We start from the raw sequence: 22,572 nt of genomic DNA, 5'->3' as shown, positions 1-22,572 counted from the left end.
GGGCTGAGTGGCGTACGCCGGAAACCCCGCCATCGGACCATCGTGACGACCGGCTGCCCGGTGCAATCACGAGGATCGGTGTCGCCGCTTCGTGTCCGGATTGACTTGTCGCAAAGCTTGACGCACTATGTTGAGACAAGCTTTGAGACATCGGGGGCGTCATGCCGAATGAAACGTTGCCGGATGTTGACCCGCCGGTGCGTCCGGCGGACCTAAAGCGGGCCGGCGTGTGGTTGGCCGGGCACGGCCTGGCCGACGTCGGGCCGACACCGTTGCTGGCGACGCGTCTGGCGGCCCGGCGACGTACCCGGCTGGCCGCTTCCGTCCTGCTGGCCGCGTTCATCATCGCGGTCGCTCTTACCTACACCGGCGACACGGTTGACGGGTTGGGGTCGTATCGGCGCGGGTCGCTGCTGGTGTTGACGGCGATGGTGGTCGGGTTGGTGCTGGCCCAGTCGCTGCTGGACTGGTGGGTGCGGCGGGTCGACCGGCGGGCCGGCGCGACGTTGCCGCGACGGGCGGCCCACCCGGTCCGGCTCGGCTGGCGTACCGTGCTCGGCTGGCCGCGTGCCGCGTTCGCGGTTACCACATTCGCGGGCGCGATGGCGCTGGCGATCAGTGCCCTGACCGTGCCGGTCTCCGCCGCGAGGTACGCGGCGGTCGTCCTGCTCATCGGGCTGTGCGGGGTCGCGGTCGGCATGTTTGTACAGCTGCGCCATATTCTGACGCACCCGGTCGTGGCAGACGACGAGGTCTCGCTGACCGCCGACGTCATCATGCGGGTCGAGGACGCCCGCAACGTCGCCGCGCCAACTGTGGTGTGGTGCCTGCCGGTCGTGTCGGGAGTGTTCGATACCGCGCTCGGCTGGTGGAACGCTGCCTGGCCTGTCTTCATCGTCCTGGGCGTCATCACGCTTGCCCTGATCAATGCGTGGACCGCGCGGAGCGGCATGGTGGGGCGGCACGCCATGAGCGCCCGGTGAACCGAATGATCGTCATCGACTCGGCCTCGCCCGTCCCGCCGTTCGAGCAGCTCCGTGCCCAGCTCGCCCGGCAGATCCAGGACCACACGCTGGCCGTGGGTACCCGGCTGCCGACCATCCGTCGTCTGGCCGCAGACCTTGGCTTGGCCGTCAACACGGTCGGCCGGGCCTACCGGGAGTTGGAGGAGGCGGGGTTGATCGAGACCCGCGGACCAGCCGGCTCGTTCGTGTCCGCCGCCGGCGAGAAGGGACGCGAACGGGCAAGCCGCGCCGCCGCCGAGTACGCCGCCGTCATCGCCAGCATTGGCATCGACACCAACGAGGCCGTTCGCATCGTCCAAGCGGCGCTGACCAGGGGCATCGCAGTATCCCCCGGCACACCCGACCCGAAAGAAGCATGACATGGCCGCACCCGACCGCCTGCCCCAGCGCATGATCGCGGCTGGCTTCGCCTCCACCCCGACAAAATCCTCGGGCTGTTCCCCACGACCAAGGTGACCATCCGCTACCCCCGCGTCCGCAAGGAACTCCTCGGCCGGATCAAAGCCGCCCTGAACAAACGAGCCGTTCTCGGGCCTCGACCCGGTCGCGGTCGACGTGATACTCGTGACCCAACGGCCCCCGCCGGCCAGCTCCCGTCCCGGTGGCGGGTGACGTCGGCACCCCACCGGGTCAGGCGTCGCGTCGAATTCGATCTTCAGCCGATCGGGAGGTATCGTTGCACGCCGCACCCATGCTCATGTTCCGGGACGCCGTCGACGACATCCGCCCCCGAGACGAGCGGTCCCTCGCCACCCTGGGAGACCCTCGTGACCCTGCCACCGCCCGAGCCGACCGCTGACTGGTTCGGAACCGCCGCCGAGGCGTTGCCGGACGATGCCGAGCACAGCGTCCTGGTCGGCCGGATCTGGGATCCGGCCGTCGGGGGGCCGTCGCCGGTGGTGGTCCGCGACGGTGAGGTCTTCGACGTCAGCGCCGAGTTCGCCACCGTCCGCGACATCTGTGAGCTGCCGGAACCCGCCGAGGTGGTCGCCGGGATCGGCGGCCGGCGGGTCGGTGGCTTCGCGGAACTGCTCGCCAACACGGGCCGGGCGGCCCGGGACCGGGGCCGGCCCTGGCTGCTCGCGCCGGTCGACCTCCAGGCGCTCAAGGCCGCCGGGGTGACGTTCGCGGTCTCCCTGATCGAGCGGGTCATCGAGGAGCGGGCCCGGGGCGACCAGGCGCTGGCGGCGGAGATCCGGCAGCGGCTGCTCGCCGAGGTGGGCGCCGACCTCCAGGATCTGACCCCGGGTTCCGAGGAGGCGGCGCGGTTGAAGGAGCTGCTGGTCGCCGAGGGAGTCTGGAGCCAGTACCTCGAGGTGGGGATCGGGCCGGACGCCGAGATCTTCACCAAGGGGCAGATCCTCTCCGCCGTGGGTACCGCCGTGCCGGTCGGCGTACTCGGCACGTCGACCTGGAACAACCCCGAGCCGGAGGTGGCGCTGCTCGTCGCGTCGACCGGCCGGATCGTCGGGGCGACCCTCGGTAACGACGTGAACCTGCGGGATGTCGAAGGCCGGTCCGCGCTGCTGCTGCCGAAGGCCAAGGACAACAACGCGTCGTGCGCGCTCGGCCCGCTCGTTCGGCTCTTCGACGACCGGTTCGACCTGGACCGGGTACGCGGGCTCGAGGTGGCGTTGGAGATCGAGGGTGCGGACGGCTTCCGTCTCGACGGGTTCTCGGACATGTCGCGGATGTCGCGCGACCCGGAGGCGCTGGTACGGCAGTTGCTCGGCCCCCACCACCACTATCCGGACGGAGCCGTCCTGATGCTCGGCACCATGTTCGCGCCGATCCAGGACCGGGACCGCCCGGGGGAGGGGTTCACGCACAAGGTCGACGACGTGGTCAGGATCAGTTCGGCTCCGCTCGGTACCCTGGTCAACCGCGTCCGGCACAGCGAGGACTGCGACCCCTGGGACTTCGGGGTCCGCGATCTGATGGGCAGTCTCGCCCGCAGGGGACTGCTCTGAACGCCGGGACCGGCACGTCATGCTGGGCGTGGGCCAGCTCGGTCGGGCGGCTCCACACAACGGCCTCCGCGCCGGTGCCGAGACCGGATCGGCGCGGAAGCCCGTTATGTGGTGGTGCGTTTACTTCGATGGGTCCCGGCGGAACAGCATCCGCGACCAGATGTAGCCGACCAGCGCGATCCCGGCGCACCGGACTCCGCCCTGCACGCCGTCGACGACAATGTCACCGCTGGCCGAGTTCACCCGCGGGTCGTCGGTGGCCTCGCGGGTTCCGGGGTATCCGCCGGAGTTCTTGATGGCCCCGGAGGCGCCGATCGCCCGGACGCGGACCTCGCCGCTCCCGGTGGAGATTTCGACCCGGCCGACTGGCGGCTAGACTTCGGGTTGGCAGTTCAACAGTGCCCTGCTGTATCGGGCACGACCTCGGGAGGGTGTTGCAGCACCCTCTCGGGGGTCCGTCCAACTGGACGGCGCCTACTCGCAGAAGACACGCACTTTGGCATCGGGCTGGTCGACCTCCACGGTCATCTCGTCGAGTTGCTCCACGAGCGCCTCGAGCTGTTCGGGCTTGAGCTGCGTCAGGTCGAACGGCACGCCCGACTTGTTCAGTTCGGCGTTGGCCCGTTCCAGTGCCTGCGGCGGGATCAGGGCCGCAAGCCGTACGCCGGCCCGCAGCAGTTGCAGCGGCACCCGTACGTTGATCCGCCCCGGCTCGCCGTTCTCAACGGTGTCCACCACAACCCGCAGATATTTCGGCCTGCCCTGCGGTCGGGCGTCGAGACTCGACGCCGCCGGCGGCTGGCCCCGTTCGAGCGCCGCGATGAGCTGCTCCGCCTCCTCTGCGGTGATCTTGCCCTCGGCCAGCATGTCGAGGATGTCCTTGCGCTGTTCGTTCATCGGAATCTCTCTCCTATCGGATGGTTACGAGCACAGCCGTGCGGCCCTGCTCGACGTCGAACCGGATGCCGGGCAACGCGGCGACGACGCGCCAACTGGTGCCGAGTGCCCGCAGCACCCTGACGCGGTACACGAGGCAGGCCACGGCCCCCACCAGTACGGCCAGGACCACGACCGGTAGGAGCACGAGCACTACGGGGAGGATCGGGACCCAGATCCGGATGCGACGACCGTCCGAGCGTTTGACCCGTACGGTCACCAACTGCGGCATCACGTGCGCCCCTCGAATTCGGACAATGCCTGCTGCGCGGTGATCTCGCCGCGGCGCAACCGGTCGATGATGTCGGCCCGCGACGGCGCCGGATCGGTCTCGACGAAGTCGAGCATCTGCATGATCCGGTTCAGTCGTGACTTGATCGTCGGGTAGCTCACCCCGAAGATCCGCTCCATCTCCTTGATGGAACCGTGGCACCGCACGAATGCCGTGACGAAGACCTGATCCTCGACGTTGAGCTGCGCCAGTTGGGGTAGCTCGAACTCGCCCTCGATCGCGACGCCGCTGCCTGTCAGGCGCACCCGCTCGACGACGAACGGCTGACCCCGGGTCAGGTTGGTGAGTTCCTGCCAGCCCATCGCCTGCTCTGTCATATCTAAAGTTCTACCCCTCATGTCTTTAACTTTCAAGATGTCGATCTTAAATTCCTTGAAGTCGGGCCGCCCTCTGGGAGCCCCGCCGGCAATGGCAGCTCCTTTTAGGCGGTATGCCCGACATGCGCGAGCCGGCGCCGGTGATGTCGCGGACCCGGCTCTCCCGGCGCAGCTTCGCCCGCAGCACCTGCCGGGCCGACCGCTCGTCCGGCCGCCCGGTGGCAGGCGGCGAGCTGGTCGTACGGCCGCCGGTTCGATCGCGTGGGTGGCCCGGGCCAGTGACGTGGTAGAGACTGACCTGACCCGTCGGCGGCGTCACCGGCACGAAGATCAGGCGTCGGCGACCAGCCCTTAGCTGGCGTTAGGTCCATGGTGCCGGCGACCTCGGTGTCGGTGTCGGTGTCGGCGGTGAAATCGCCGGCCACGGTCGCGACCCGTACCGGCAACGCGGTCGCGGCCGGCTGCCACAGTCGTGCGCCGGTCAGGTCGAGCGGACCGGCGACGGTCGCGCCGTACAGGTCGACGAACCGGCCCGGAAGCCCCGCCGGAGGTTGACCCCGGCGGCGACCAGACTGGGCGCCCGGAGGCCGACCGGTGAGGGCGGGGCCGCGTCCGTCGTCGATCGTCGCGTCCTTCAGGATGACCGCGCTGTCGACCCGGGCGAGGTTGAGGAAGACCATGCCGGAACAGGCCAGCCCGGCACCGCCGAAGTCGCCGCCGACGCGGGGAATCGGGCGGGGCCCGGTGCGGAGGCTCGTCGCCGCCGCACCGGGCCCCCGCGGGAAAGCTCCCGGACGCCGGAGGCTATCCGGCGGAGCAGGTCGGACTCATGCCCGACCCGGCACCGGATCCCTGGAAGCCGAACTCGGTCGACTGGCCGGCGGCGATCGAGCCGTTGAAACTGACGTTGGTGAACTGCACCGCACCGGTGTTCCCGCTGCGGTTGGCGTTCCAGACGTTGGTGACGCTGGCGCCCGACGGCAGGGTGACCGAGACCGTCCAGCCGTTCACCGGCGCGGAGCCGGCGGTGACCCGAACCGTGGCGACGAAGCCACCCGTCCACTGGTTGAGCGACACCGTCGCCGAGCAGGCGCCGGTGACCGGCGGCGTGGTCGGCGGCGGCGTGGTGGGCGGGGTGGTGACCGGAGGCGTGGTCGGCCCACTGGTCGGCGGCGTGGTGGGCGTCGTGCCCGGGCCGTCGGTCAGGGTCGGGGTCTGCCAGTCCCGCCACTCGGCCAGGTTGCCGGCCTTCCGGCTGGAGATCCGCATCGTGCCGGCGGCGTTGCCCGTCTTCAGCAGGAACTTCTGGAGGTACTGCTGCAGCGGGGTGCGCCACTCGGACCGGACGGCGCAGTGGGTGCCGTCCTGGACGTCCGACCAGTAGGTGATGTTGTCACCCGCACCGAGCGCCCTGTAGACCTCGGCGCCGCCCAGGGCCGCCACGCTGCCGGACCTGGCGCCCAGCCAGTCGACGTGCGGGTTGTCCATGATGAACAGCCCGCGCGGCGCCACCATGCCCACCATCTGGTGGGTGTCGATCGGCAGGCTGTTCGGGTTGCCGGTGAACGAGCTGAACGCGTCACCGAGCCACGGCTGCTCGGAGTAGGCGCTGCTCAGCGGCTGGGCTCCGCTCTCCGTGGCGATAGAGCGGAAGGCGCCGACGCCGGCGCTGCCGGACTCGATCGGCATGGTCAGTGCGATGCGCTGGTCGAAGACGCCGATCGTGAACGCGCCCTTGCCGTACCGGGAGCAGCCGGTAACGCCCATCGCGTCGGCCCGGAGGATGTTGCCGCCGGACTGCTCGATGACGTCGATGATCCGGCTCACGCCCCAGGCCCAGGCCATCAGGATCCCGGTGCTGCTGGACGCACCGTAGATGCTGTAGAAGGCGCCCTGCTTGTTGTTCCGGGGGGTGCCCTCCCGACCCACCGCGAGGGGGTCGAAGCTGATGGTGGCGACACCGGCGGACCGGATTGTCGAGGTGTCCGCCCCGAAACCGCCCACGACGACGACGGCCGGGAAGGGGCCAGTGCCACTCGGCAGTTGGACGCCTGCCGAGAAGCTCGCGCTCCTGCCCTGGTCCGACACGTTCACCGTGATGTTGGTGCTGGACACCGTACCGGTGACGCTGGCCGGCTTCGCCGGCTTCTGGCCGTAGACGTGCCGCTCCGCCAGCTCCCGGGTCTCCGCCCGGCGGCATCGCCAGTCGGCCTTGCTGGTGATCCGGGTACCGTCCATCTTGCGGAACGGGTCGGGGAGCCTGGAGTTGGATGTCGACGAGCCCGAGCCGGGCACGGGGCAGTCGGCGCCCTCGTCTTCGACGGTCGAGGCGGCCACGACGACGTCGGCGGCGGCCTCGGCGGCGGTTGTTCTCGCTACTACAGTTACCGTTCCGACGACCGCGAGCGCCGCTACCGCGAGCGTGACGACCGTCGAGCGGATCTTAGAGCAGCCCGAGGTGATGGCCACTAGGGCTCTCCTTCCGGGTGGGGTGATGGTCTCGGCGGACAGCAATCGATGATCGCCGATGCCGACATTGATAAGTTTCAAGCAAGACGCTGAAACATGTCAATGCCGCCCGGCCGCTACTGGATCTTGTCGCCGGCCGTCACTCGATGGTCACCCGAGGTGTCCGCGCTCACCCCCGGAGCAGGGATAGGAGCTGGTCGCCCTGGCGGGTGATCTCCGGCAGGTAGGGGGTGTCGGAGGGTGCGAACTGGGTGACGCCGAGGGGCTGGTACCCGCGCAGCGACTTCGCCACGTCCTCCGCCGAACCGACCAGCCAGATCGTGCCCGCGCCACCGCCGCCGAACCGGCCGGGGTGGTGTAGAGGTTGTCGCCGAGCACCTCGCCCCGGGCGGCCAGGTCGAGCAGCCGGCTGGAACCTCGTCACACACGCCCGAACGGGAGAACGATCCCGGACACCGGATCGGCCCACCCGGGCCGCGCATGGCACCATCGCGCAGATGATGCCCGCCCACCCCGGCCCTCCCGGTGCCGTCGCCCCGCCCGCCGGGTCCGCCCCGGCCAACCGTCCCCGCACCGGACCTGGCGATCGGCGGACGGGGTGACGGCGCGATGACGGCCGCGGCCCGCTACGGTGACCCCGCCGCCGTTCTCGCGGTGGCCAGCGATGTGCTCAACCTGCAACTCGCACACCGTTCCGTGCGCAAGTTCGGGCCGCGCGAGGTCACCGACGACGAACTGACCGCGTTGATCGCGGCGGCACAATCCGCACCGACGTCGTCCAACCTCCAAGCCTGGAGCGTGGTGGCGGTGCGCGACCCCGCGCGCAAGGCCCGGCTGGCCGGGCTCGCCGGCAACCAGGCCTTCGTCGCGCAGGCGCCGCTCTTCCTCGTCTGGGTCGCCGACCTCGACCGGGCCCGCCGGTTGGCGGCACGCGCCGACCGGGAGGTCGCCGCCGCCGACTACCTGGAGACCACCATCATCGGCTTCGTCGACACCGCGCTGGCCGCCCAGAACGCGGTGGTGGCCGCCGCGTCGCTCGGCCTCGGCTCGGTATTCGTCGGCGCCATCCGCAACCGGCCCGCCGAGGTCGCGGCGGAACTGAAGCTACCGCCGCACGCGGTGGCGACCTTCGGGTTGGCCGTCGGCGCGCCCGATCCCACCGAGCAGGCCGACATCAAGCCGCGGTTGCCGCAGGCCGCCGTCCTGCACCGGGAGCAGTACGACGCCGTCACCGCCGACGCGCACATCGCCACCTACGACAAGATCCTCTCCGGGTACAACGCCCGCTTCGGGTTGTCCGGCAACTGGAGCGGCAAGGTGTTGGACCGCCTCCGTGGGCCGGCGTCGATGGCCGGCCGGCACCGGCTGCGGGAGATCCTGGAACGCCTGGGCCTGCCGTCGCGCTGACCGGCCCTGGGAACAGCCGCCGGCCGATGATGACCGCGACAGGTGCGGGTGGCGCTCAGCGCGTCGGCTCAATGCACCGAATCGGGGTGCCCGGTCGTCGCCGAGCTGCCGCCGCTACCGCCGGACGCACCGCCGGCCACCCCGGAGTTGTCGTCCTCGGTCACGATGTCCGGCCTCTCGTCCGTACCCGACGGCGCCGGGACCTCTGTCTCGGCGACCACCTGTGTCAACCTGGCCTGGCCGTCCTCGTCCTCGGCGCGGTCCGGATCGACCGGCTGCTCGCCCTGACGCGCCCGGTATCCCATGACCGTCCTCCCGATCCGCTCCCGGACGCGGCAGTCACCTGCCGTTGCCCTACCGAGGGCCCGTCCGCGCGGTGCGCTTACCCACGGCGGACTCCGAGTCACCACCAGTGGCAGATGTATGTCGGTCGAGCCGCATGGTGCCGGAATCGTGGTCGGTGGCGCCGGGGGCGTGCGCGGCGTGGGTCGGGGTGGCCACTGACCCCGGGTGTCCGGCCAGACATGGGGCTCGGCGGCGGCCGAAATGGGACATTCGTGCGTTGACGGCGCAACCGCTCCCCGGCACGAGCCTGGGGGACAGCCGGGCCTCGGCCGACCGGTTCCGCGCGCGCCTGGGCCAGCGCTTGCCCCGCTTCCGGGTCGGTTCTTGCCCCGCTTCGGGGTCGGTTCTTGCCCCGCTTCGGGGTCGGTTCTTGCCCCGCTTCGGGTCGGTTCTTGGCACGCTTCGGGGCGGCTCGCCGGCTGACGGGGATCTCAGGCCAGCAGGGCTGGTCTCATCTCCGCGCCCAGATTGATCGCGCTGACCACCCGGCGGCCGGTGTGGTCATAGACGTCGATGTTGTTGTTGCGCCGCATCAGCTCGCGGGCCGGGGGCGGCAGCCGGGGTGGGTCGTCCATGGCCGCGCGGATCTGCTGGGCGGTCGATATCAGCCGGTTGGCCAGGGCGGCGGCGTCGACGTCCGCCCGGACCCGGCCGTACTCCCAGCCGGCGGCGGTGAGATCGAGCACCTCGAACACGTGTCGTAGCAGCGGGCTCGGATCGGTCATCCGCACCAGCCGGGGCGCCCGGGCGCCGACGACCGTGACCGCCCCGGCCACCTGCGCGTACGGGTGGAAGCCGCAGGGTAGCGCCAGCAGCGGCCAGCGCAACTGCGGCCCGGCCTCCCGCCACAGCGGCCGGTAGTTCCGGCGGTCCACCACGAGCCGGCGACCGGTATGCCGGTACAGCTCGGTGGCCTGGGCGAAAAGGTCCGCGTGAGCCGCGTCGGCGAACTCCCGGATGACCCTGGCCGCCACGAACAGGCCGTCGTCGCCGTCCAGCAACCGAATGACCGCGTCGGCCTGGTCGGCGAACCGGACCTGCGCGCCGGCGCCGAACCGGTGTCGAAGGTCCGACAGGAGTGCCTCCTGCCGGGCCGGATCGTGCTGGACCTGCCTCCTACCCAGCAGACGCCGGAACCACCGCATGTCGTCTCGTTTCAGCAGCCGACTGAAGAACGCGGCAATGTTACAAGGTCCGGCCGGCGGAGGTGGACAGCGGCGCCGCACCCGGCTCGGCGATCCTGGTGGCAGCAGTGCCCGTCGCAGCCCCCGGAGCGGGACGAGGAGGGCTGCCATCCCGGCGGCGGCTCGGGGCGCGGATCCGGCCCGGACCGGAGGCCGGGTCCCGCGTCAGCCCCGCTGTCCCTTGTGGGAACGGCGGGGCCTCCTTGGCGCTGGATTCCAGGCGCACCACGGCAATCCCGTCAAGCCTACCGACAATCCGGTCTCGACGATCTTCGCGGTGGGGCAGAGCGCCAGGGCGGACTGGACGACGGGACGCCGGCGACGCGGGACGCCGAGGGTGTGTACCGTCGCCCCGTGCTGGACGAACTCGACCGGGTGTCGTGGACTGAGCTGGCGCACGCGTACGGCCCTGCCGGCGACGTGCCCGACCTGATCCGCCGGGTCGCCGGTCCCGACGAGGAGGACGCGCTCCAGTCGCTGTACGAGCTGCGCGCCCGCATCCTGCACCAGGGCAACGTGTGCTCGGCGACCGCCCCGGCGGTGCCGTTCCTCGCCGCCCTGCTGGACGATCCGGCCACTACGGACCCAGGCGGCATCGCGCACCTGCTCGGCGACATGGCCGACATCGTCGACCCCGACACTCCGGCGCTGGCCGCACTCCGCGCCACGGTCACCGCCCAGGTCGACCGGCTGCTTCCACTGCTGACCGCCGCCGAACCGTGGACCCGGCTGGCCGCCGCCTACGCGCTCGGGCAGTGCCCGGAGCGGGCCGGCGACATCCTGACGGCCCTGCACGGCCGCTGGCCGATCGAGACCGACGCCCACGCCCGGGGAGCGCTGGTCATCGCGGCGGCCGCCCTCGACCCGACCACCAGCCTGCTCGCCGAGGCGTTCGCCGCGGACGGGCCGGCCACCGTACGCGCCGCGGCGGCACTGGCCGCGGCCCGCGCGCCGGCACCGTGGCCCGGCGACGTGGCGGTCGCGGCCGTACGGGCGGGCTGGGCCGACGGGGACCCCTGGCTCGACCGCGACGAGGACGCGTACGGCGTCGAGGTCGGACCGTACCTGTGGAACTGGGATCCGATCGAGGACCTGCTCGACCATCTCGCCCGCGCCGACCAGCCCGCCGTGGTCACCGCACTGCTCGCCTCGACCGATCCGGCGGTACGCGAGAAGGCGGCCCGCTGCGGCGGCGGGCTGGTCGGCCGGTACCGGTCGGTGCGCGGGCCGATGGTGCAGGTGCTGGCGACCGCGCTCGACGACCCCGCCCCCGAGGTCCGGGAGGCGGCGGTCTGGGGACTCCGCCGGGCCGGCGACGCCACCGCCGTCGCCGCCGACGCGCTGGCCGGGCTGGTCGACCGGGACGACGATCTCGCGGCCGGTCAGGCGCTCGCCGCCCTGGTCGAGATCGGCGACCCCCGGTACGCCGACCGGTTGCCGGCCAGGCTGGCCGCCGGCACCGCCGGTCCCGACGCCGTGACCGCGCTCGCCTCGGCCGGAGTACCGGCGGATCCGGGTCTGCTCGACGCGGTCCGCCACCGGCTGGCGCGGGTGCCCGCCGACGTGCCGTTCGACCCTGCCGTGCAGCTCGGCCGGCTGTCCGACGGCGCCTGGCCGGTCTCGCACGCCACCGAACGTGTCGGGCTGGTCCGACTCCTCGCCGGCTGGGGCCCGGCCGCCGCGCCCGCCGTACCCGAGTTGACCGTCCTGCTTCGTGCCGGACAGTCGGTGGCCGAGGTCGCGGAGACGCTCGCCGCGGTCGGTGCCGCCGCCGCGCCGGCCGTACCGCTGCTGCGCGACCATGCGGCCAGCGGCGACGGCCCGGCCCGGTTCGCCGCCGCCCGGGCGGTGTGGCGGCTGGCCGGCGATCCCGAACCCGCGCTCGACACCGCCGTGCACGAGATTGAGACCGATGGCTGGGTCGGGCGGGCCGTCGGCCTGCTCGTCGAGGTCGGTGAGCCGGCCCGGCGCCTGCTGACCCGGCTCGCCGCCGTCGCCGTCGCCGCCGAGCCGGCCAGCAGCCTGACCGGCCAGAGTGGGCAGGTCGCGCTCGCCCGGTTGCTCTGGCGGTGGACCGGGGAACCCGACAGCGCGCTCCCGCTGGTCACCGCCGTGCTGCGGGCCGGCTGGACCGAGGCCCGGGGCGAGGCCGCCGACCTCGCCGCCGAGCTGGGCGGCCCCGCTGGGGTCGACACCTTGCGCGCCCTGCTCGCCGACCCGGCCGTGCGACGCGGTGCCCGGATCGCGGCCGCCCGGGCACTCTGGCGACACACCGGCGAGGCGGAGGTGCTGGTCGAGCCGACGCTGGCCGTCCTCACCGACCGGCCCGGCCAGCGGGACCTGGTGCAGGCCCTCGACCTGCTCGCCGCGTTCGGACCGGTCGCGGCGGCGGCGCTGCCGACGCTCCGCAGCCTGGCCGACCGGGACGACACCCTGGTCTACTACAGCGCCGAGGACAATGTCGGGCGGCTCGACGAGGAGTGCCGGCGTGCCGTCCATCGCGCCGTCGAGGTCATCGAGGGGTCGTCGCCGGCCCGCACCTGACGCCGGGCCCAGTGGCACCGGGCGGAAGCACCGGATTTGCACGACCGTCACGCGGTGGAAACACCGGACGGCGACGGTGTACCGACCCTCCAAGATCGAGAGGGCGGATCCGAGCACCCGGTAGCGGCTCCGGTCGGGCCCGTGGTGCCCTTGCTACATCCCGAAGAGTGTCTTCAAGGCCGCCGCTGATCCGGCTCCGGTCGCAGCGAAGACGGAAAGGTCCAGATAGGACATGCATTAGTCTGCGTGGCCACGGCGGGACGACAAGCTCAAGTAATGCTCAAGATCCGGTTCGCGCCACCCGTCGATGCGAAAAATGCGCATACGCTCACCGCACCCAGCCCGCTCACAGGCCGCACCATGCTCTTGCAGGTGGGCGACCGCGTTGTACCACGGCTCACCGTGGGCGAGCTCAGCACGACCGTGCTGAACGGATCGGGCCGCCCCGACCTGGGGCCGGCCCGGTATCAACCACAGGCCGCAAACAGAAGGAGGGAGCATGCGACGCAGACGACTGCGCATCGCGCTGCTCGCGTTGCCCGCCCTGGTCGGGACGGTCCTCATGGCGACGGCGCCGGCAGGCGCGGATCCGGCGAAGTCCGCAGCCACGGGCGGTGCCGGACGATCGCAGCTTGAGGACCAGGAGTCGGTACGCCTGGTGCGCATCCAGCTGACCGGCGCCGACATGCTGGACAAGGTGGTCGCCGCCGGCTTCGACCTTGAGCACGGGCTCCGGCGCGTGCCGGCCGGCATCGAGGGCGAGGCGGTGGTGACCGCCGGGCAGGTCGCCGAACTCAAGGCGATGGGCGTCACCATCCTCGGCAACGGCGAGAGCTTCGCGTGGAGCGACGAGGCCGACGGCGGCCTCCAGGCCCTCGGCGCGCGGGCCGTCCAGCCGGTCAACCACGAAAAGACGGTACGGGTCGTCCGCGCCGACTGGTTCACCACCAAGGGCCAGGGCTTCCTCTACGTGGAGGCACGGACCACCGAAGGGCAGCAGTCCGATCCGGTCGTCACGATGCAGCTCGAGAACGACTCGGGCCGGGGCACGCCGTTCGGCTTCGCCCGGACGATGAGCCGGTTCGTCGACTCCGGGCAGTACATGTTCCACCGGAACCTGTTCAAGCTCGACGCGCGCCCGAAGCAGATCCGGGTGACGAGTTCGACCGGCGGCGTCACGACCGGTTTCGTCTCCAACTGGCTTGAGGACGCTCCGCCGCCACTGACGGCGAATCCCGGCTACAAGTCGGACTTCGTGGACGGCTACCGGCACCCGCAGCAGCTCTACCGCCGCGCCGAGGAGATCGCCCGGCAGTACCCGGAGATCGCCGAGATCGTCTATCTACCGAACAAGACGAACGGCTATCAGCGCAAGGCGCAGGCCACCATCGGCGGTACCGGGCAGGAGGCGGTCGTCGTCAGTTCGGCGGCGTGGGGCCACGAGGGCGGCAACGAGATCACCGTCGAGTTCGTGGACCGTCCGGGGGCGAACCTGCCGCTCGCCGTCGAGGTCGTCGGCAAGGCGGTCCGGGTCCTCCTCGGCAAGGACGCCTCGGGCGGGCTCGCGAGCACCGCCGCGGCGGTGGCCGCAGCCCTGGAGACCGGGTCGCAGGGCCTCATCGACCGGGCGCACCCGTACCGGACGAACGCCGGCACCGGCATCGTAGCCCCGACGGCCGGTCCGGTCGCGCTGACCGACTTCCTCGACGAGAAGCGTGCCGGCGCACCGGAGGGCGAGGTGCCACGCGGCCCGGCCACGATCCCGGTGCTGCGGATCGGCAAGCACCGCGACGGCAAGAAGCCGGGTGTGCTGATCCAGGCGCAGGACCACGCCCGCGAGTGGGTACCCGCGACGACCACGCTGGAGACGGCCGAGCGGCTGGTGCACAACTACCGGTCCGACCGGGAGACGAAGAAGATCGTCAACGACACCGACATCTTCCTCATCCTCTCCAACAACCCGGACGGCGCGAACTACAGCTTCTACAACTTCGCGTCGCAGCGACGGAACATGACGAACCACTGCCCGGACGAGAACGCCGACCCGGCCCGGCGTAACGCCTGGGGCGTCGACCTGAACCGCAACTACCGGGTCGGTTCGGGCCACGACGGCTACGCGGGTGGGTCGACCGACTGCGTCAGCAACACCTACCAGGGACCGGAGGAGCTCTCCGAGCCCGAGTCGAAGAACATCATCTGGCTGGTCGAGAAGTACTCGAACATCAAGTTCATGATGTCGGTGCACTCCAACGGCGGCCAGCTCTTCTGGCAGCCCGGCGCCTACATCGCGGACGGCCGCATCACCACGCCGCGCCCGCCCCTGGGTGACGAGGCGTTCTACTGGCAGTCGGCCGCCCGGATCCTGTCGCAGGTCAAGGCGCACCGGGAGACCGTGGTCACGCCGGAGAACGTCGGCGGGTCGTCGGACGTCCTCTACTCCTCGGCCGGCAACGTGCGCGAGGACCTGTACCACACCTACGGGATCTACGCCTTCGGCTGGGAGGTCGGCGGCTCGATCTACAACCCGGCCACCGGCGACTGGCAGGGCGGCTCGTTCCAGCCGCCGTGGGTGGGGGATCCGGCGCTGGTCAGCGGCCACGCCGAGACGATGGAGTACGCCAACGGGATCATGGAGATGTTCCGGATCGCGGCGGAGTGGGGCAGGGACAAGAAGGACCCCACGTCCCGGCTGCTGCCCGGCGGCGGAAAGTACTACGACTCCGTCGATGTCCGCTTCGAGACCAGCGAGCCGGCCACCATCTACTACACGACGGACGGCAGCCGGCCCACCCTGGACTCGCCGCGCTACGAGGCGACCGAGTTCCGCGAGCCGGGGCAGGTGTTCCACGTGACCGAGACGACGACGTTCCGGTGGTTCTCGGTCGACGCCGCCGGCAACATCGAGAACAACTACGACCCGACGAAGAACGAGCGGCGCGACAAGTACCGCACGGCGACGATCAGGATCGTCAAGCGGTAAGCCCAGGTGACCAGCCGCCTCGTCGGTGCGGATGCGCCGCGCCGACGGGGCGGTGGTCGGTCACATGTCGGGGCCCGGTCCCATCCGGCAGGTGCGGCGGGCCGTCCGGCAACCGGTTGTCGCGGGACCGCCCGCGGTACCGGCCGCTACCCGGCCTGGCAGGGTGCGCCGTTCACCGCGAAGTTGGTCGGGGTCGGGGCGGGAATGGTGGTGAGATAGCCGATCGTCACGCTGCCGTTCGGCGGGACCACGGCGTTGTACCCGAGGTCCCGGGTGGTGACGGTGTCCGCACCCCGGCTGACCAGCTCCGCTCCGAAGAAGTACAGCGGCTGCTTGTCGGGGAAGGAGAATCGCAGCGTCCACCCGTTGATCTCGGCTTGGCCGAGGTTGCTGATGATCAGTTGGGCCTGCATGGCCGGTGGGAACGCTCCGGTGACCTGGTACCGCACGCCACAGGCGGGTGCCGGCTCCGCCGCCGCGTACCCGACCGTGCCGGAGGCGGCGGTCAGGACGGCGGCGAGGGCGGGCACGAGCAGGATACGGAGCCAACGGGCCACTCGGGACGGACGATTGCGCATGACGGTCCTCGCTCTCGGCTACTGCCGGCGGCGGGGTGCCCCCGACACCCGGACATCCATGATGAGCGACGGATGACCGGTCGTGGTAGCGCCGATCCGCCAAGGTCGATCAATGTCGGAAAGCTGTCCGTCCCGGCACGGCGGCGCCCGGCACCGACCGCCGGCTCCCGGCCCGATGCACGACCTCGGCGGCGGCCCGGGCCGAGCGGCGGTACGCCTACGATCGTGACGTGCCCGACCAGAGGAGTAGCGCACCCGGAGTGGACAGCACGCTGCCGGCGGCCGGTCTCGGCCGGGCCGACCTGCACATGCACACCAACCTGGGCGACGGCTGGATCAGCCCGGCGCGATTGGTCCAGACCGCGGCTCTCCGGCAACTGACGTTGATCGCGGTCACCGATCACGACCATGTCGAGGGTGCGCGGCGGGTCGAGGAACTGTTGGCCGAACAGAACTCCCCGGTGCGGATGATCACCGGAGTCGAGGTCTCGACGCGTCACGGCCATCTCCTCGGCCTCTTCGTCACGAAGGCGCCCAAGCCGCTACGCCCGGTTCAGGAGAGCATCGACGCCATCAAGGAGCAGGGAGGGCTGGTGGTCGTGCCGCACCCCCTCGGGACACTGGTGCCGAGCCTGAGCCGCCGGAGGATCGACGCACTGCTCACCGCGGGATACGAGATCGACGGGATCGAGGTTTACAATCCCAGCCCTGCCAACTCGACCCGACGCGCCGCCGTGCGTTCGGCCAACGAGGAGTGGGGCCTGGCCGAGATCGGTGCGAGCGACGCGCATTTCTGGCAGCACATCGGTGCCGCCTACACGCGCTTTCCCGGAACCACACCGGACGACCTGCGCCGAGCCATCCTCGACCGCAGGGTGCGGGCCGGTGGGCAGGAGCAGCCACCGGCCCGGCTCAACCCCGCCGCCTACGTCGCACAATGTGCCTGGAGTTGGTTCGTGGACCCGCCGCGCCGGATGGTCCGTCGCCGCCGCGAGTCCCGGGCCGAGCGCCGGGCGCCCCAAGGCTGATCGCGGCGCCGATCACGGGCATTGCCACGTACCTGCGTCGGGCACGCCGCACACCCGCAGGCGTGCGACGCATGGTGTTCGGAAGCGGCCTCGCCGAGCGCTGTGCGGCTACGCGGCCATCGCCCCCGGGGCCTTCGCTGCCGGTACCTCCGCCTCGGCCGGCCAGAATCGGCGGAACATGAACCACTGCGTCGGGCACTGCCGTACCACCTCTTCCTGGCACGCGAACATGTACTGCGCCAGGCGCCGTATCTCCCGCTTCCGCTCGGTGTGGCTACTCGCCGCGTTCGGGAACATCGGCGGGAACGCCCGGATGTAATAGCGGTTGTTCGGTGCGTACCAGACGTAGCCGGGCATGATCGGCGCCCCGGATCTCACCGACAGTGCGGCCGAACCGACGGGCACGTAGGTCTTGTGGCCGAAAAACGTCACCTCCACGCCCCGTTCTCTGGGCACCGGCCGGTCAATGACGATCGCCACCGCTCTGCTCGCGACGAGTTCCTGCATCACCCGACGGACGGCACTCGACACCGGGATGATGTCAACGCTCTTCTCCCGCCGATGTCCCTGAAGGAGGTTGTTCAGTCGCGGATCCTTGAACGTGTCCGCGATGGCGGAGAGCGGGACGTGGCGCGCGGCGATGGCGCCGGCAAGGTCCCAACTCCCGAAATGACCGGTAGTGATGATCACCCCCTTCCCGGGGGCCATCGCCGATCGGATGCACTCTGTCCAGGTCATTCCCTGGGTCAGATCCTGGGTGCGTGCGTCGACGTCGAGCATGTCCAGATAGGGCAGGCAGATCAGTGATGCCGCCGTCCGGCCGTAGTTGCTCCAGGAACTCAGCGCGGCCCGCCTGACCCGAGGATCGGACGCGGGCAGACCCAGGACCTTCGCCATGTTTTCCTGCGTCACCAGGCGCTTGGAGCGCCATCCCAGGTAGCTCGCCGAGGTGACGGTGGAAGCAAGTCCGTTCCTCACCCGACGCGGCGTCCTACCCACGACGGCAATTCCCGAGCGCGCGAGCCAGTATACGGATGACACCGTGCCGCCTCCCTACGTCCGGAATTCCATCATCAAAGACGAATGGCGAAGCAGACAGTGCGGATGCCTGAAATCTCTGTAGCTCGGTGGTGAACCTCGCTCATTCGCCGCCAGCCTCGTCGGCCGGGGCTCGGCATCGTCGAGCGCTGTCGTCGCGGCGCGGGCCGTGTCACGGCGGCGGACCGTCCGCCCCGGGTCGGCTGGCGGGGGCCCCGCTCGGGGCGGTCGGCGGTCGCCGCCGGGACGGACCGAGCGAAGGCCGCCTCGGTGCGGGACGGGGCGTGGGTGGAGCTTCCGACAATCGACACGTCGAACAGGTGATGGTTAGGGTTGGGTGGCTACGTACTTCAACCGCACTGCTTCCCCCACGTGTGCCGACGACCCGCGGCCAAGGAGGCACCACCGTGAAGTTCAGCTACGCCATGCTCCCCGATTATCCGATCAGCGAGTCACTCGCATCCATCAGGCTGGCGGACGAACTTGGCCTCTACGCCGTGTACGCGGCCGACGAGCCGTGGCACAAGGACATGTGGCTGCTGTTCGCCGCCGCTGCGGCCCAGACCTCGCGGATCCGGCTGGGCCCGAGCCTGTCGTCGGTCACGCTCCGCGAACCGAGCCTCATCGCGCAGGCCGCCGCGACCCTCGACGAGCTGACCGGCGGCCGTGCCGAGGTCGTGCTGGGCAGCGGCAACTTCGGCGTACTGGCGCAATACAAGATCGACTGGACCACCACCAAGCCGCTCAGTCGGGTCAAGGAGGCGGTCGAGGTCGTCCGTACGCTGCTGGACCAGGGCGCCATAACCCGCGATGGTGAATTCCACTCCTACGACGGGTTGTTCACCTTCGCCCGGCCGGTCCAGCAGCACCTCCCCGTCAAGATCGGTGCGATGCGAGGGCCGAAGTCCTTCCAGGCTGCCGGCGAACTCTCCGACGGCGTGCACCACGCGCTCAGCTACTCGCGTGCCGCCTACGAGTACGCGGTCGAGCATTTCAGGATCGGCGCGGAGCGCGCGGGCAAGGACTGGCGGTCCCTGGACATCGGCGCCTGGGTCGTCTTCGCTGTCGGACCGGACTCGGCTGCCGCCAAGGAGGCGGCGCGGAGCATGGTCGGCCTGTACGCCTCCGCAATGCCGCGCGAGCAGCTCGAACGCAACGGCGTGCACCCCGATGAGATGGTGCCGATCACCAAGGCCATCGCAGCGGGAGACCTCGCGCGGGGCATCGAGCTGACCAGTCCGGAGATCACTGAGAAGCTGTCCCTGGCGGGCACTCCCGACGAGGTGCGGGCGAAGATCGAGAGGGACATTGCCCCGACCGGCGTCAACCATATGATCTGCGCGATCACCGACGCCGGCCTGGTGAAATCCTTCACCGGCCGCGACGTACCCGGGGTGGCCGACGTCGACAGTCAGCTACGCCTGATCCACGACGAGTTGATGCCGGTCTTCGCCTGACCGGCGCTGCTTCCCGGATAACCTTCCGACCGCCGTTCGTGGCACCGGACGAGATCCAGGCGGCGCTGCCTACCGCTCGGACTCGTTCCGGTCGGCTTCGGGCGTCGTGCAGCGTGGGGGACTCGACCGGGACGGCGCCGCATTATCGTGCCGATGTGGACCTCTTCTCACGCTCCTGGGCGGCGCTGCGCACGGCGGTCGCCGAACTGCCGGACGAGGCCTTCGCCCGGCCCTCCGGCTGTACCGGCTGGCTCGTGCGGGACCTGGTGTGCCACCTCGTCATCGATGCCCAGGACGTCCTGATTACCCTCGTGACTCCCGCCGAATCCGAACCGACCCGCGACGCGGTCACCTACTGGGAGGTCGCCGAGACACCGCCGACCGGCGACGACCCGCTCGACGCGCTGATCGTCCGGCTGGCCGCCGCGTACGAGGAGCCGTGGCTGCTGAAGTTCCACCTCGACGACGTGGGTTCGGCCGCCGGTCGGGCCGCCGAACTCGCCGACCCGGGCCTCCGGGTCAGCACCCGCGGTCAGGTGCTCACCGTGCGTGACTACCTGGCCGCGTACGTCCTGGAGTGGACGTTGCACCATCTCGACCTGATCGCGCACGTCGAGTACGCGGGCGAGCCGCCCGCCGAGGGCCTCGCCCGGTCGCGCGAGACGCTGGAAAAGCTAGCCGGTAGTGCGTTCCCCGCAGGGTTCTCGGACGAGGACGCGCTGCTGGTCGGCACCGGCCGGCGTGCCCCTACCGGCGCCGAAGAGGCCGAACTGGGTGAACTGGCGGCGAAACTTCCGCTCGTCCTCAAGTGATCGTCTGGGTGGACGGAATCGTCGGCGCGGCAGGACGGGTGTGCCGCCAGGGTCTGGACAGGAACTGTTAATAGTCCTAATAATTAACCACCCTGTCGATGGTCGGGTATGCCCAGTGACGCCTCCGGAGGACCCCATGAGACGCTCCAGAACACTGCTGCTCACCGCCGTCGCCGCGGTGCTGGCGACCAGCGGCGCCGTGGCCGTCGCGCTGCCCGCGTTCGCCGCCGGGCCCACCGCGACGTTCGTCAAGACCTCCGACTGGGGGGCCGGCTGGGAGGGGAAGTACACCGTCAGCAACGGCGGCACCAGCACGCTGACCTCGTGGTCCGTCGCGTTCGACCTGCCGGCCGGCAGCGTCGTCGGCACCTACTGGGACGCCCTGCTGACCTCCTCCGGCCAGCGGTACACCTTCACCAACCGGTCCTGGAACGGCACTCTCGCCCCGGGCGCCTCCGCGTCGTTCGGCTTCGTCGTGACCGGCGCCGGCACGCCGACGGACTGCACCCTCAACGGGGCCTCCTGCGGGGGCACCGGCACGCCACCCACGACCACCCCGCCGGCGACGACCCCGCCGCCGACCACTCCGCCGCCCACCACCCCGCCCACCGGAGGGCTGCCGAAACGGGCACTGATCGGATACCTGCACGCCAGCTTCGCCAACGGCTCCGGATACCTCCGGATGGCGGACGTGCCCGCTGACTGGGACATCATCAACCTCGCCTTCGGGGAACCGACCTCGGTGACCTCCGGCGACATCCGCTTCCAGCTCTGCCCGGCCGGCGAATGCCCCGGCGTCGAGACCGAGGCGGCGTTCATCGCCGCGATCCGGGCCAAGCAGCAGCAGGGCAAGAAGGTGCTCATCTCGATCGGCGGGCAGAACGGCCAGGTGCAGTTGACGACCACGGCGGCCCGGGACCGGTTCGTCAGCTCGGTCAGCGCCATTATCGACCGGTACGGGCTTGACGGGCTGGACATCGACTTCGAGGGGCACTCCCTGTCGCTGAACACCGGCGACACCGACTTCCGGAATCCGACCACCCCGGTGATCGTGAACCTGATCTCGGCGATCCGGGCCCTCAAGCAGCGCTACGGCGCCGGCTTCGTCCTCACCATGGCGCCGGAGACCTTCTTCGTGCAGCTCGGCTACCAGTACTACGGCTCCGGTCCCTGGGGTGGGCAGGACCCGCGCGCCGGCTCGTACCTGCCGGTGATCCACGCCCTGCGCAACGACATCACGGTGCTGCACGTGCAGGACTACAACTCCGGACCGATCATGGGACTGGACAACCAGTACCACACCATGGGCGGCGCGGACTTCCACATCGCCATGACCGACATGCTGCTCGCCGGCTTCCCGGTCGCCGGAAACGCCGCCAGCGTCTTCCCGCCGCTACGCGAGGACCAGGTCGCGTTCGGTACGCCCGCCGCCGCCAGCGCCGGTAACGGCTACGTGGCGCCGGCCGGCGTGCAGCAGGCGGTCACCTGCCTGGTACGCGGCACCTCCTGTGGCGGCTACACCCCGCGCAGCGGCACCAACCCGAACTTCCGGGGCCTGATGACCTGGTCGATCAACTGGGACCGCTACTACGGCTGGGAGTTCAGGAACGCCCACGAGCCGTTCCTCAACTCGCTGTCCTGAGCTTCCCCGGTCAGACCGTCAGCGCTGTCCGGGCCGGTCGAGGCTGAACGCAGGGCGCCTCGCGGTCTGGTCGTCGGGGTCCTGGTAGGCGTCGCTGCGGGTCATCGTGACTCTACCGTGGCCGGACGGTCAGACTTCCGCACCATCGGACGACGAACACCGGTTGCAGGTCGTTGCCCAGGCGCAGGACGAACTCATCCAGGCGTTGCCGCCCTACCACGGCGCCAAGGTGAAGACGCCGTACCGACTCTATCCGCAACTCGCGATGGTGGTTGATCGCCAGGCGTTGGCTTTCCTGCTCGGCTCACTCCTGGTGAAGTCGGTCAGCGAGAACGCCCGCAGGTCTGTCGGGCTCGGTCGTTGATCGCGGTACCTCCACAGATGCGACGCGAGCGCCGTGATCCGTACCGGGATCCAGCGCCGGGAATGACCCGGTCCGGCGGTACGGGATCGCGCTGATCGCGATGCCGCGGCTCGGCGTCGTCGCGCTGCCTGGCAAACTCAGCGCGGCGATCGCGAGCGGCGGAGCCGGGGACGTGGCGGGCCGG

At 70.6% G+C, this 22,572-nt stretch carries 21 protein-coding genes; 11 read left to right on the top strand and 10 right to left on the bottom strand.

Annotation, left to right across the window (positions count from 1 at the left end):
• Positions 1-197: 197 nt before the first annotated feature.
• From ACSMXO_RS26900 to ACSMXO_RS26890, 3 genes are all read left to right on the top strand, one after another.
• Positions 198-983: a hypothetical protein gene (locus ACSMXO_RS26900; protein WP_455414308.1), complete on the top strand. Its 786-nt coding sequence runs from the start codon at positions 198-200 to the stop codon at positions 981-983.
• A gap of 5 nt (positions 984-988) precedes the next feature.
• Positions 989-1,384 (top strand): GntR family transcriptional regulator, encoded by a 396-nt coding sequence (locus ACSMXO_RS26895; protein WP_455419316.1) that lies wholly within the window; start codon positions 989-991, stop codon positions 1,382-1,384.
• A gap of 408 nt (positions 1,385-1,792) precedes the next feature.
• Positions 1,793-2,995, top strand: coding sequence for a fumarylacetoacetate hydrolase family protein (locus tag ACSMXO_RS26890; protein WP_346261820.1), 1,203 nt, complete (start codon positions 1,793-1,795; stop codon positions 2,993-2,995).
• A gap of 120 nt (positions 2,996-3,115) precedes the next feature.
• Here ACSMXO_RS26890 and ACSMXO_RS26885 read toward each other — a convergent pair whose 3' ends face one another.
• From ACSMXO_RS26885 to ACSMXO_RS26860, 6 genes are all read right to left on the bottom strand, one after another.
• Complete coding sequence (locus ACSMXO_RS26885) at positions 3,116-3,238, bottom strand: hypothetical protein (RefSeq protein WP_455414307.1); 123 nt, start codon at positions 3,236-3,238, stop codon at positions 3,116-3,118.
• Between the two features lie 231 nt (positions 3,239-3,469).
• A complete protein-coding gene (locus ACSMXO_RS26880; RefSeq protein WP_455414306.1) occupies positions 3,470-3,892 on the bottom strand; it encodes an SHOCT-like domain-containing protein in 423 nt (140 codons plus the stop codon).
• A 13-nt stretch (positions 3,893-3,905) separates the two neighbouring features.
• Positions 3,906-4,085: a hypothetical protein gene (locus tag ACSMXO_RS26875; protein ID WP_455414305.1), complete on the bottom strand. Its 180-nt coding sequence runs from the start codon at positions 4,083-4,085 to the stop codon at positions 3,906-3,908.
• Positions 4,086-4,162: 77 nt separating this feature from the next.
• Positions 4,163-4,540 (bottom strand): DUF2089 domain-containing protein, encoded by a 378-nt coding sequence (locus ACSMXO_RS26870; RefSeq protein ID WP_346261816.1) that lies wholly within the window; start codon positions 4,538-4,540, stop codon positions 4,163-4,165.
• Positions 4,541-5,344: 804 nt separating this feature from the next.
• Positions 5,345-7,009, bottom strand: coding sequence for a glucuronyl esterase domain-containing protein (locus ACSMXO_RS26865; RefSeq protein ID WP_455414304.1), 1,665 nt, complete (start codon positions 7,007-7,009; stop codon positions 5,345-5,347).
• 169 nt (positions 7,010-7,178) lie between these two features.
• On the bottom strand, positions 7,179-7,301 hold the full coding sequence (locus ACSMXO_RS26860; protein ID WP_455414303.1) for a hypothetical protein: 123 nt from the start codon (positions 7,299-7,301) through the stop codon (positions 7,179-7,181).
• Between the two features lie 317 nt (positions 7,302-7,618).
• On the opposite strand from ACSMXO_RS26860, the gene ACSMXO_RS26855 reads away from it, so the two are divergent.
• Positions 7,619-8,416 (top strand): nitroreductase family protein, encoded by a 798-nt coding sequence (locus ACSMXO_RS26855; RefSeq protein ID WP_455414302.1) that lies wholly within the window; start codon positions 7,619-7,621, stop codon positions 8,414-8,416.
• A gap of 68 nt (positions 8,417-8,484) precedes the next feature.
• Here the strand turns inward: ACSMXO_RS26855 and ACSMXO_RS26850 are convergent, their stop codons facing one another.
• Together ACSMXO_RS26850 and ACSMXO_RS26845 are read right to left on the bottom strand one after the other, a co-directional pair.
• Entirely contained in the window at positions 8,485-8,721 is a 237-nt protein-coding gene (locus tag ACSMXO_RS26850; protein ID WP_346261811.1) for a preprotein translocase YidC, read from the bottom strand.
• Between the two features lie 471 nt (positions 8,722-9,192).
• The gene (locus ACSMXO_RS26845) at positions 9,193-9,906 is read right to left on the bottom strand and encodes a hypothetical protein (RefSeq protein ID WP_346261810.1); all 714 of its coding nucleotides are present in this window, start codon (positions 9,904-9,906) and stop codon (positions 9,193-9,195) included.
• 393 nt (positions 9,907-10,299) lie between these two features.
• Between ACSMXO_RS26845 and ACSMXO_RS26840 the strand changes: the two genes are divergently transcribed.
• A complete protein-coding gene (locus ACSMXO_RS26840) occupies positions 10,300-12,489 on the top strand; it encodes a HEAT repeat domain-containing protein (RefSeq protein WP_455414301.1) in 2,190 nt (729 codons plus the stop codon).
• 499 nt (positions 12,490-12,988) lie between these two features.
• Positions 12,989-15,469, top strand: a complete 2,481-nt coding sequence (locus ACSMXO_RS26835; RefSeq protein WP_455414300.1) for a M14 family zinc carboxypeptidase — start codon at positions 12,989-12,991, stop codon at positions 15,467-15,469.
• Positions 15,470-15,615: 146 nt separating this feature from the next.
• Here the strand turns inward: ACSMXO_RS26835 and ACSMXO_RS26830 are convergent, their stop codons facing one another.
• On the bottom strand, positions 15,616-15,999 hold the full coding sequence (locus tag ACSMXO_RS26830; protein WP_455414299.1) for a cellulose binding domain-containing protein: 384 nt from the start codon (positions 15,997-15,999) through the stop codon (positions 15,616-15,618).
• A 278-nt stretch (positions 16,000-16,277) separates the two neighbouring features.
• Here ACSMXO_RS26830 and ACSMXO_RS26825 point away from each other — a divergent pair, with 278 nt between their 5' ends.
• The gene (locus tag ACSMXO_RS26825; protein ID WP_455414298.1) at positions 16,278-17,075 is read left to right on the top strand and encodes a CehA/McbA family metallohydrolase; all 798 of its coding nucleotides are present in this window, start codon (positions 16,278-16,280) and stop codon (positions 17,073-17,075) included.
• A 108-nt stretch (positions 17,076-17,183) separates the two neighbouring features.
• Here the strand turns inward: ACSMXO_RS26825 and ACSMXO_RS26820 are convergent, their stop codons facing one another.
• Positions 17,184-18,116 (bottom strand): lysophospholipid acyltransferase family protein, encoded by a 933-nt coding sequence (locus tag ACSMXO_RS26820; protein ID WP_455414297.1) that lies wholly within the window; start codon positions 18,114-18,116, stop codon positions 17,184-17,186.
• Between the two features lie 404 nt (positions 18,117-18,520).
• Here ACSMXO_RS26820 and ACSMXO_RS26815 point away from each other — a divergent pair, with 404 nt between their 5' ends.
• The 4 genes from ACSMXO_RS26815 (at position 18,521) to ACSMXO_RS26800 (ending at position 22,388) form a co-directional block, all read left to right on the top strand.
• On the top strand, positions 18,521-19,570 hold the full coding sequence (locus ACSMXO_RS26815) for an LLM class flavin-dependent oxidoreductase (protein WP_346261804.1): 1,050 nt from the start codon (positions 18,521-18,523) through the stop codon (positions 19,568-19,570).
• A gap of 155 nt (positions 19,571-19,725) precedes the next feature.
• Positions 19,726-20,382: a maleylpyruvate isomerase N-terminal domain-containing protein gene (locus ACSMXO_RS26810; RefSeq protein WP_346261803.1), complete on the top strand. Its 657-nt coding sequence runs from the start codon at positions 19,726-19,728 to the stop codon at positions 20,380-20,382.
• 154 nt (positions 20,383-20,536) lie between these two features.
• Positions 20,537-22,024 (top strand): chitinase, encoded by a 1,488-nt coding sequence (locus ACSMXO_RS26805; protein ID WP_455419315.1) that lies wholly within the window; start codon positions 20,537-20,539, stop codon positions 22,022-22,024.
• A gap of 163 nt (positions 22,025-22,187) precedes the next feature.
• On the top strand, positions 22,188-22,388 hold the full coding sequence (locus tag ACSMXO_RS26800) for a hypothetical protein (protein ID WP_346261801.1): 201 nt from the start codon (positions 22,188-22,190) through the stop codon (positions 22,386-22,388).
• The last annotated feature ends 184 nt before the right edge of the window (positions 22,389-22,572 follow it).

This window comes from Plantactinospora sp. DSM 117369 (genome assembly GCF_053764795.1).
Note: the sequence above shows the minus strand (reverse complement) of the source record. Positions and strands in the feature narration are given on the sequence as shown.

Coding starts and splice junctions, on each gene's coding strand:
- ACSMXO_RS26895 (WP_455419316.1), top strand. CDS start 989: ATGATCGTCATCGACTCGGCCTCGCCCGTCCCGCCGTTCGAGCAGCTC.
- ACSMXO_RS26880 (WP_455414306.1), bottom strand. CDS start 3,892: ATGAACGAACAGCGCAAGGACATCCTCGACATGCTGGCCGAGGGCAAG.
- ACSMXO_RS26870 (WP_346261816.1), bottom strand. CDS start 4,540: ATGACAGAGCAGGCGATGGGCTGGCAGGAACTCACCAACCTGACCCGG.
- ACSMXO_RS26855 (WP_455414302.1), top strand. CDS start 7,619: ATGACGGCCGCGGCCCGCTACGGTGACCCCGCCGCCGTTCTCGCGGTG.
- ACSMXO_RS26850 (WP_346261811.1), bottom strand. CDS start 8,721: ATGGGATACCGGGCGCGTCAGGGCGAGCAGCCGGTCGATCCGGACCGC.
- ACSMXO_RS26845 (WP_346261810.1), bottom strand. CDS start 9,906: ATGCGGTGGTTCCGGCGTCTGCTGGGTAGGAGGCAGGTCCAGCACGAT.
- ACSMXO_RS26835 (WP_455414300.1), top strand. CDS start 12,989: ATGCGACGCAGACGACTGCGCATCGCGCTGCTCGCGTTGCCCGCCCTG.